9 protein-coding genes are annotated in these 9,788 nt (G+C 66.1%); 3 read left to right on the forward strand and 6 right to left on the reverse strand.

Annotated elements, in window-relative coordinates; all coding sequences use genetic code 11:
* The first annotated feature begins 122 nt into the window (after positions 1-122).
* On the forward strand, positions 123-851 hold the full coding sequence (locus ACIQ67_RS17530; RefSeq protein ID WP_397535673.1) for an AMP-binding protein: 729 nt from the start codon (positions 123-125) through the stop codon (positions 849-851).
* A gap of 169 nt (positions 852-1,020) precedes the next feature.
* Positions 1,021-1,533, forward strand: coding sequence for a GAF domain-containing protein (locus ACIQ67_RS17535; protein WP_397535665.1), 513 nt, complete (start codon positions 1,021-1,023; stop codon positions 1,531-1,533).
* 97 nt (positions 1,534-1,630) lie between these two features.
* Here the strand turns inward: ACIQ67_RS17535 and ACIQ67_RS17540 are convergent, their stop codons facing one another.
* The 6 genes from ACIQ67_RS17540 to ACIQ67_RS17565 all read right to left on the reverse strand — a co-directional run bounded on the left by ACIQ67_RS17540 (position 1,631) and on the right by ACIQ67_RS17565 (position 8,724).
* Positions 1,631-2,797, reverse strand: coding sequence for a BMP family ABC transporter substrate-binding protein (locus tag ACIQ67_RS17540; protein WP_397535666.1), 1,167 nt, complete (start codon positions 2,795-2,797; stop codon positions 1,631-1,633).
* Positions 2,798-2,868: 71 nt separating this feature from the next.
* Positions 2,869-3,789 (reverse strand): ABC transporter permease, encoded by a 921-nt coding sequence (locus ACIQ67_RS17545; RefSeq protein WP_397535667.1) that lies wholly within the window; start codon positions 3,787-3,789, stop codon positions 2,869-2,871.
* 4 nt (positions 3,790-3,793) lie between these two features.
* Positions 3,794-4,855: an ABC transporter permease gene (locus ACIQ67_RS17550; RefSeq protein ID WP_397535668.1), complete on the reverse strand. Its 1,062-nt coding sequence runs from the start codon at positions 4,853-4,855 to the stop codon at positions 3,794-3,796.
* Complete coding sequence (locus ACIQ67_RS17555) at positions 4,842-6,365, reverse strand: ABC transporter ATP-binding protein (RefSeq protein WP_397535669.1); 1,524 nt, start codon at positions 6,363-6,365, stop codon at positions 4,842-4,844. Before ACIQ67_RS17555 ends, ACIQ67_RS17550 begins: the two co-directional genes overlap by 14 nt.
* A complete protein-coding gene (guaD, locus tag ACIQ67_RS17560; protein ID WP_397535670.1) occupies positions 6,362-7,705 on the reverse strand; it encodes a guanine deaminase in 1,344 nt (447 codons plus the stop codon). Before guaD ends, ACIQ67_RS17555 begins: the two co-directional genes overlap by 4 nt.
* 17 nt (positions 7,706-7,722) lie before the next feature.
* Entirely contained in the window at positions 7,723-8,724 is a 1,002-nt protein-coding gene (locus ACIQ67_RS17565; RefSeq protein WP_397535671.1) for a LysR family transcriptional regulator, read from the reverse strand.
* A gap of 159 nt (positions 8,725-8,883) precedes the next feature.
* On the opposite strand from ACIQ67_RS17565, the gene ACIQ67_RS17570 reads away from it, so the two are divergent.
* Positions 8,884-9,788 (forward strand): 2Fe-2S iron-sulfur cluster-binding protein (locus ACIQ67_RS17570; protein WP_397535672.1); only part of this gene is annotated, 905 nt, incomplete at its 3' end.

A 9,788-nucleotide genomic window follows, 5' to 3' on the forward strand; every position in this document is an offset into this window, starting at 1 on the left:
GCTGATGGGGCCGCTGGGTTACGTCCCGCCTGCAGAGTTCGAAGCGAATTACCATCGTCAACGCGCTGGTCAGGCCGCGACCGTCTGACTTAAACCAACTGGCCTCCGCGGTACCCGGGGCGATTCAGCGCTCCCTGATCTCAAAACTGTTAGCACAGCACAAGATCGACGTTCGCCATGGATGGGGAATGACTGAAACAACCGGCGCTGCAACCATCAATGTACTCAATTCTGCACAGCGCCAACTTCCGGTTCCCGAACAGGCGCAGCTTCTATCGCGCCAGGGGCGCAGCCTATTCGGCATCGATCTCAAGGTCATCGACGAGTCCGGAACTTCCGTGCCACGGGATGGTCGCTCTCAAGGTGAGTTGATGGTCCGTGGGCACTGGATCATGGAGAAGTACCACAAGGTCGACGAACCGGCGCACAAAGACGGCTGGCTACCGACCGGCGACATCGCCACCTTGGACGCCGACGGATTCATGCAGATACGCGACAGAGCCAAAGATCTGGTCAAGAGTGGTGGTGAGTGGATTAGCTCTCAAAGCCTTGAAGAAGCGGCCATGGACCACCCCTCAGTCGCCTTGGCCGCAGTCATTGGAGTCCCCCATCCCAAGTGGGACGAGCGACCGCTGATGTTTGTGAAGTGCAAGCCTGGGCATGCGCTCGACAAGTCCGATCTGTTGTTGGCGCTGAGCAAAGTACTTCCTCGATGGTGGCTCCCTGACGAGATCCGATTCGTCACTGAATTGCCCATTGGCGGAACAGGAAAAGTCCTCAAGGGGCGCCTTCGAGAGCTTTATGCGGAAGATGCATCGGAAGTGGCGCGAGCCAGAGAGCGCAGCCTATAAGCACTGAGCAACATGCATCACTGGTGGACGGGCGATATGCCAAGGAGGGGCTAACGGATCCGCAACCTGCGGCAGCTCACCCTCAACCCCATCGCCAGCACCTTGCATTCAAGAACACCGGCAAGATGTCGATCTACCATGTTGGTCCAGCCACCTTGAAGGAGTACGCATGTTCGACAAGCCCAAGATTCTTGCCCTGTCCAAACGATTGATGGACGGCGCGATCCAGCCTGACGACTTCTATCAGGCGTTGACACAGACCCTGACGGAAGAGATGGCTTGCTCGCGCGCCAGCTTGTGGCGCTATCCGGATCCGCTGATGCGGGACAGCATCGAATGCCTGAGCCTCTATGACAAGACGGATGCCCAGTGGAGCAGCGGAACCGTGCTGAAGGAAGAGGACTTCGGCCCCTATGTCGACGCCATGCGCCGCGACGGCCTGATCGTCGCCGCAGACGCTCGCAACAATCCGATCACCGATTGCTTCACCGAGATCTACTTTGCGCCGCTGGGCATCTACTCGCTGCTCGATGTGGGCATCAATATCGGTGGGGCGCCGTTCGGTCTGTTCTGCTGCGAGAACACCACCGATGTCCTGGAGTGGACGCCTGAGCATGTGGAGTACTTGCGCCAGGTGGGCACCCTGCTCGGCTTTGCCTTGAAGAAGGCCCAGGGGACCTGAGCACTGCGCCGCCAGATGACGAAAAGGCCACCCCCCTTGCGGGCGGTGGCCTTGCTTGTTTTTTGCCGCGCTGTTTCAGGCGCGGCACTGCCGCCGCTTACTTGCTGCTCGGCACCTTGCCCTCGACGCCCTTGATGTAGAAGTTGACGCCGGAGAGGAACTTGTCGTCAGCGATTTCGTCCTTCTTCAGGATTTCCTTGCCGTCCTGGCCGACGATGGGGCCTTTCCAGATCGAGAAGCTGCCGTCCTTCAGACCGGCCCGGATGGTGTCAACCTTGGCCTTGATGTCGGCCGGCACGATCTCGGCGACCGAGACCATGTCGATCGCGCCCTCCTTGACGCCCCACCAGCTGTTCTTGCCGGCACCGGCCGTCCACTTGCCATCCAGCACTTCACGCACGGTGGCGATGTAGTACGGGCCCCAGTTGATGATGGCCGAACCCAGGTGGGCCTTGGGGCCGTAGGCGGTCATGTCCGAGTCCCAGCCGAAGGCGTACTTGCCGTTCTTCTCGGCGGTCTGCAGCACGGCCGACGAATCGGTGTTCTGCATCAGCACATCGGCGCCGCCGTTGATCAGGCTTTGCGCGGCCTCGGTTTCCTTGGGCGGGTTGAACCACTCATTGACCCACACCACCTTGACCTTGATCTTCGGATTGGTGCTCTGCGCACCCATGGTGAAGCTGTTGATGTTGCGGATCACCTCGGGGATGGGGATCGAGCCCACCACGCCCAGCGTGTTGCTCTTGGTCATGGCGCCAGCGATCACGCCGGCCATATAGGCGCCTTCATAGGTGCGCGAGTCATAGGTGCGCAGGTTGTCGGCCTGCTTGTAGCCGGTGCCATGCTCGAACTTCACGTCCTTGGCATCGACGGCCACCTTCAGCATCGGCTCCATATAGCCGAAGGTCGTGCCGAAGATCAGCTTGTTGCCCTGGCTCACCATGTCCCGGAAAACGCGCTCGGCGTCAGCCGCCTCGGGCACCTTCTCGACGAAGCTGGTGACGACCTTGTCGCCGAATTCCTTCTCGACCGCCTTGCGGCCGTTGTCGTGCGCGAAGGTCCAGCCGCCATCGCCCACCGGGCCGACATAGGCAAAGGCGATCTTCAACGGCTCAGGCTTGGGCGCGGCGGCGGAAGCCGGCGCCGAGGCGGCCGCGGGCGCAGCCGCATCTTCCTTCTTGCCGCAGCCCACCAGGGCGGCGGTGGCGGCCAGGGTGCTCCAGCCGGCCAGCTTCAACAGATCGCGTTTGCTCTTCAGACTCATGAAGGTCTCCGTAGTGAGGGAAGGACAAGGGCCCGATTATGGTGCGCCGCCAGCACGACGGACGCACCGTTTCAGGAACCCGGGAAGAAGGGTTTGCCCAGCGAGGCCGGCATATTCGCGCGAATGAAGCTGGCATTGCTGGAGATCAGCACCAGCACCACGATGGTGGCCAGGTAGGGCAGCATCGAGAGGAACTGGCTCGCGATCTGCACGCCCTGGCCCTGCAGATGGAACTGCAACATGGTGACGAAGCCGAACAGGTAAGCACCCAGCAAGACGCGTGCCGGCCGCCAGGTGGCGAAGGTGGTCAGCGCCAGCGCGATCCAGCCCTTGCCGGCGATCATGCCCTCCACCCACAGCGGCGTGTAGATCACTGACACATAGGCGCCCGCGAGACCGCACAGCGCGCCGCCAGTCATCACTGCGGCCAGGCGAATGCGTCGCACCGGATAACCCAGCGCATGTGCGGACTCCGGCGATTCGCCGACCGCGCGCAGCACCAGCCCGGGGCGCGAGCGGTACAGGAACCAGGCCAGCGCCAGGGTCAGCGCGATCGCGAGATACACCATCGGATGCTGGCGGAACAGCGCCGGGCCGATGAGCGGAATGTCGGCGAGCACCGGCACTGCAAAGCTCGGCCGCGCCTGCAGCTTGGCTTGCACATAGCCGATGCCGACAAAGGCCGAGAAGCCGGTGCCGAACAGGCTTAGCGCCAGGCCGGCGGCGTACTGGTTGGTGTTGAGCCAGATCACCAGGCCGCCGAACACCGCCGCCATCACCGCACCGGCGCCCATGCCCGCCGCAAACGCCAGCCAGTCGTTGCCGGTGTGCACCGCAGTGGCGAAGCCGGCGATGGCCGCCACCAGCATCATGCCCTCGGCACCCAGGTTGACGATGCCGGCGCGCTCATTGATCAAGAGGCCTAAAGCGGCCAGCGCCAGCACGGTGCCGGCGTTCAGCGCGGCGGCGATCAGCAGTGCATAGCTTTCCATCGTGTCAGTGCTTCCGATGCCAGCGCAGGCGGTAGTTGATCAAGGTGTCGCAGGCGAGCAGCGAGAACAGCAGCAGGCCCTGGAACACGCCGGTGATCGATTTGGGCAGCCCCATGCGCGACTGCGCCAGTTCGCCGCCGATGTAGAACATGCTCATCAGCACGCCCGAGAAGATGATGCCGACCGGATGCAGGCGCCCCACGAACGCCACGATGATGGCCGCGAAGCCATAGCCCGCCGGCACGTAGGGCGTGAGCTGGCCCAGCGGCCCAGCCGCTTCGAGTGCACCCGCGAGTCCGGCCATGCCGCCCGAGATCAGCAGCGCGGTCCACAGCGCGCGCCGCGACGAAAAACCCGCATAGCGCGCCGCCGCCGGCGCCAGTCCACCGACCTGCAAGGCAAAGCCGGCATAGGTGCGGAACAACAGCACCCAGAAGGCCAGCACCGAGGCCAGCGCAATCAAGACGCCGATATTGACCCGCAAGCCGTCGAACAGGCGCGGCACCTTGGTCGAGGCCAGAAAGCTGATGGTCTGCGGAAAGTTGTAGCCGTTCGGGTCCTTCCAGGGCCCGTAAACCAGAAAGCCCAGCAGCATGTCGGCCACATAGACCAGCATCAGGCTGACCAGGATCTCATTGGCATTGAAGCGGTCGCGCAGCAAGGCGGTGATGGCCGCCCAGGCCATGCCGCCGGCAATGCCGGCCGCCAGGATCAGCAGCACGATGCCACGCCCGGTGTCAGGTGTTGCCTGCATCGCCACCCAGCCGCCGGCCAGCGCGCCGACGATGAACTGGCCTTCGGCGCCGATGTTCCAGACGTTCGAGCGGAAGCACACCGCCAGGCCCAGCGCGATCAGCACCAGCGGCGTGGCCTTGATGCCCAGCTCGCTCCAGGCATAGGCGCTCTTGATCGGTTCCCAGAAGAACATCTGCAGGCCGCGCGCCGGGTCCTTGCCCAGCAGCATGAAGAGCGCAACACCCAGCACGGTGGTGATCGCCAACGCCAGCAGCGGCGAGGCCAGCGACATCAGCCTGGAGGGCTGCGGCCGCGTCTCAAGCTTGAGCATGCGCAGCCCCTTCCTCTTCGGTCCACAGGCCGCTCATCCACTCTCCAATCTTTTCCACCGTCGCCTCGGCGATGGGCAGCGGCGGCGAGAGCCGACCCTTGGCCATCACCAGCAGCCGGTCACTGATCTCGAACAACTCGTCCAGCTCCTCGCTGACCACCAGCACCGCGCAGCCTTCGTCGCGCAGCTTGAGCAGCTCGCCGCGAATCTGCGCGGCAGCGCCCACGTCCACACCCCAGGTCGGCTGCGCGATCACCAGCACCTTCGGTCTCGCGTCGATCTCGCGGCCGACAATGAACTTCTGCAGATTGCCGCCCGACAGGCTCTTGGCTGCCGCACCGGCGCCGCCGGCCTTGACCTTGAAGCGCGCGATCAGTTCCTCGGCCAGCCTTTGCACGCGGGACTGCTGAATCCAGCCGCCGGCCTTGACCGCCTCAGTGCGGGTCAGCAGGGTGTTCTGCGCCAGCGACAGCGTCGGCACCGCACCGCGGCCCAGGCGTTCCTCGGGCACGAAGTGCAGACCCAGGCGCCGGCGCCTGTGTGCACCGGCTCGGGCGATGTCCTGGCCGAACAGGATGACCGAGCCCTTGGGCGCGCGCCGGTCTTCGCCCGACAGCGCCGCCATCAGTTCCTGCTGGCCGTTGCCCGAGACGCCCGCAATGCCCAGCACCTCGCCGGCCCGCAGCTCGAAGCCCAGGCCCGCCAGATCCGTGCCGAAGGGCGAGGCCTTGCCCAGGCTCAGGCGCTCCACCTTCAGCGCCACCGCGCCGGCGCGCTGTTCGCGCGGCGCCAGCCGCGGCGGCTCGGCGCCGATCATCAGCCGCGACAGCTGGGCATTGCTCTGCGTGCGCGGGTCTACCTCGCCGCTGACCTTGCCCCCGCGCAGCACCGTGCAGTGCTGGCACAGCGCGCGGATCTCATCGAGTTTGTGGCTGATATACAGAATGGAGCAGCCCCCTGCGGCGAGCTGGCGCAGCGTGACGAAGAGCTTTTCCACCGCCTGCGGCGTCAGCACCGAGGTTGGCTCATCAAGAATCAGCAGCTGCGGATTCGTCATCAGCGCGCGCACGATCTCGACGCGCTGGCGCTCGCCGACAGAGAGCGTGTGAACCGGCCGCTCGGGGTCGACCTCAAGCCCGTAGTTGCGCGAGACCTCGACGATTCGCGCGCGCACCTCGACCAGGCTCAGGCTCTTGTCCAGGCCCAGCCAGACGTTCTCGGCCGCGCTCAGCGTGTCGAACAGCGAGAAGTGCTGATAGACCATGCTGATGCCCAGCGCCCGCGCCTGCGCCGGGCTCTTGATCGTCACCGGCTGGCCGTTCCACAGCACCTGGCCCTCATCGGGCGGCACCGCGCCGTAGATGATCTTCATCAGTGTGGACTTGCCGGCCCCGTTCTCGCCCAGCACCGCGTGGATCTGCCCGGGCTCAACAGCGAGGTTTACGCTGTCATTGGCCTTGACCGCCGGGTATTGCTTGCTGATGCCGGTGAGTTGCAGTCGGTAGCTCATGGGGCGCTTGCGGTCATCGTTGCGGGTCGGCGGTAGCGGGCCTCGCCAGCCACGAAGGTGGCCGCCAGATTGCGCTCGTCGGACAGGCTCATCCAGGCGAACACTCTCTCATGCAACTCCCGGGCCACCTCGAAGCGGGCCTGCGCCACCGAGCCCATCGCCCAGTCCCAGACACAGACGTCGGCCAGTGTACCGGCGTCGAAACTGCCCAACTCGCGCGCCAGGCCCAGCGCCTCGGCCGCGCCGCGCGTGGCCGCATGCAGCGCCACCCAGGCGCTCAAGCGTTCGCCGCGCAAGGCCTGGATCTTGTACGCGTCCAGCAGATTGCGCTGCATCGACAAGGACGTGCCGCCGCCCACATCGCTGGCCGTGCTGACCGCCACGCCGGCAGCGCGCAAGGCCTGCCAGTCCATCAGTCCGCTGCCCAGGAACAGGTTGGACGAGGGGCTGTGCGCAATCTGAGCGCCGGTCTCGGCCAGCACACCGCGGTCGGTCTCATCCAGCCAGATGCCATGCGCCAGCACCGCGCGCGGGTGCAGCAGGCCTTCGCGGGCGTAGACATCCAGATAGCTGCGCGCATCGGGGAAGAGCTGGGCCACCCAGTCGACCTCGCTGCGGTTCTCGGCCACATGGGTCTGCATATAGAGAGAGGCATCGGCACGGCACAGCGCGCCGGCCATGGCCAGCTGCTCGGGCGTGCTGGTGGGCGCAAAGCGCACCGTCACCGCGTAGGCCAGGCGCTCCCTGGCGTGAAAGCGCTGGATCAGGTCCACGCAATCGCGCTCGGCCTGCGCCACATCGTCGCGCAGGCCGTCAGGCGCATGGCGGTCCATCAGCACCTTGCCGGTGATCAGGCGCATGCCGCGCACCTCGGCGGCCTCGAACAAGGCCTCGGCCGAGACCTTGTGCACGGTGGGAAACACAACCGCCGCCGTCGTGCCATGGGCCAGCAGCGCATCCAGAAAGCGCTCGGCGCCGGCGCGCGCCACCGCCAGATCGGCATAGCGGCGCTCGGCCGGGAAGGTGTAGGTATTGAGCCAGTCCAGCAGCTCGGTGCCATAGCTGGCAATCACGTCCAACTGCGGGCAGTGCACATGGGTGTCGATGAAGCCCGGCAGGATCAGCCGGCCGCTGTGGTCTTCACGCTGCCAGCTCTCGTCCGGCGCCTCGGCCTGCACACCGGCAATACGGCCCTGCTCGTCGATCAGCAGCCACTGGTCGGGACGAAAACGCGGTGCCGGGCTGTCGAGCTCGGCCCAGCCAGGCGACGAGGCGAAATCGAGCAGGTCGCCGCGCAGGGCGCGGCGGGGAAGTCGTGCAGGTATCGAGGGCTGGGACATGGGGGCGGAATTGTCTCTCACGGGCGGGGTGATTCAGCGCGTGCCCGCGGACTCGCTGCGGCGCGCGGCACAAGCGAACGCGCCACATCGCGCACCTGCTCGCGCAGCCAGCGCAACGCAGCGCTGGCATGGCCGACCTCGTGCCAAAGCTGGTAGTACGCCAGCGGCGGGAACAGCACCGGGCAGCGCAGGATGCGCACCGGCAGCTGGCCCACATAGCGCGAGCAGAACAGCCGCCCGGTGGTCAGCACCAGCAGGCTGCGAGCCACCATCTGGGGTAGTTGGCTGAAGTGCGCACTGCGCACCGCCAGTTCGCGCTTGAGCCCCTGCGAAGCCAGATGCTGGTCGATCACGCCGGGCTGGCCGGCCGACAGCGGCATCGGCGCCACATGCTGGCTGGCCAGATAGCGCTCCACGCTCCAGGCGCGGGCATTCAGCCGCGCCGCCGGGTGGTCTTCAGCCACCAGGCACACCACCTCGTCGCTGAACAGGCGAGCCAAGTGCAGCTCTTCCGGGGGCTGCAGCCAGTTGCCGATCACCAGATCCACCTCACCCTGCGCCAGCGCGCGGCGGTAATCGAAATCAGCCGACAGCGGCTGCAGATCGAGCTGCACGCCCGGGGCGCTGCGCTGCAGATGGGCCACCAGCTCGGGCAGGAACAGCGGGTCCAGGTAGTCGCTGGCTGCGATGCGAAAGCGCAGGTTGGCGGTGCTTGGGTCGAAGCCGGCGCCACGGCCGCTGCGGTGGCGGGATGCGAACAGCGTGTCCGCATCCTGCAGCAGGCGCGCTGCCGGCTCCAGCAGCGCCAGCGCGGTGGCCGTTGGCGTCATGCCGGTGCCGCTGCGCACCAGCAAGGCATCACCGGTGAGCGCGCGCAGCCGCCGCAGCTGGGCGCTGACGGCGGGCTGGCTGCTGTTGAGCCGCAAGGCGGCCTTGGAAACGCTGCGTTCAGTGATCACGGTGTGCAGGACCCGCACAAGTTGCAATTCGATCTTGTCGAAGTCGGCGCGCACCGTCATACGCTTGCAAGCATAGAGTTCATGGCCACGATCGTATATTCTCTGTGAGCGTTCGCGGTACCGTTCGGGTATGTCCCAAGGGCCTGCGGCGCCGGCGCATGCACCGTGCCCAATGGTCTTCCGCCTTTCCTTTCTGGCACCCGCGCCTGAGACACACCGATGAGCACCCGCCCAATCCGCTTCTATCACCGCGGCCAGATCCACGCGCTGAGCCAAGCCGCTCCCACCACGACCACGCTGCAGTGGCTGCGTGAGCAGGCGCATGGCATGGGCACCAAGGAAGGCTGCGCCGAGGGCGACTGCGGCGCCTGCACCGTGCTGGTGGGCGAGCTGGACACGCAGGGAGAGCTGCAGCTGCGCAATATCAATGCCTGCATCCAATTCCTGCCGGCCCTGGACGGACGCGCACTGCTAACGGTGGAAGACCTGGGCAGCTCCGCCCAGCTCAACCCGGTGCAGCAGGCCCTGGTGGACTGCCATGGTTCGCAATGCGGCTTCTGCACCCCCGGCTTTGCGATGACGCTGCAGGCCATCTACGAGCGCCACCAGGCCGACGGCAGCCGCCCCAGCCGACAGCGTCTGGCCGATGATCTGTCAGGCAATCTGTGCCGCTGCACCGGCTACAAGCCCATCCTGGATGCGGGCGAGCGCATGTTCGAGCTCAAGCCCGCCACGCTGGACCGCGCGCCCATCGTGGCCGCACTGAAGTCCTTGCAGACTGACACCGCCCTGCACTACCAGGCGCTCAATCCCGTCACCGGCCAGGCTCAGCAATTGCATGCGCCGCGCACCCTGGCCGAACTGGCAGCGCTGCGCGAGGCGCAGCCCGACGCCCGCCTGGTAGCCGGCGCCACCGATGTCGGCCTGTGGGTCAACAAGCAGCACCGTGAGCTGGGCAACTTGATTCTGCTGGGCTCGGTGGCCGAGCTGCGCGAGATCCGTTCGCAGGCCTTCGAGGGCCGGCCTGGCCTGTGGATCGGTGCCGCGGCCTCGCTGGAAGACGCCTGGGGCGCGCTGAGCGAAGCCGTGCCGGCGCTGCGCGAGCTGTGGCTGCGCTTCGCCTC

It is taken from the genome of Roseateles sp. (genome assembly GCF_044373315.1).
Lineage (GTDB): Bacteria > Pseudomonadota > Gammaproteobacteria > Burkholderiales > Burkholderiaceae_C > JACDQM01.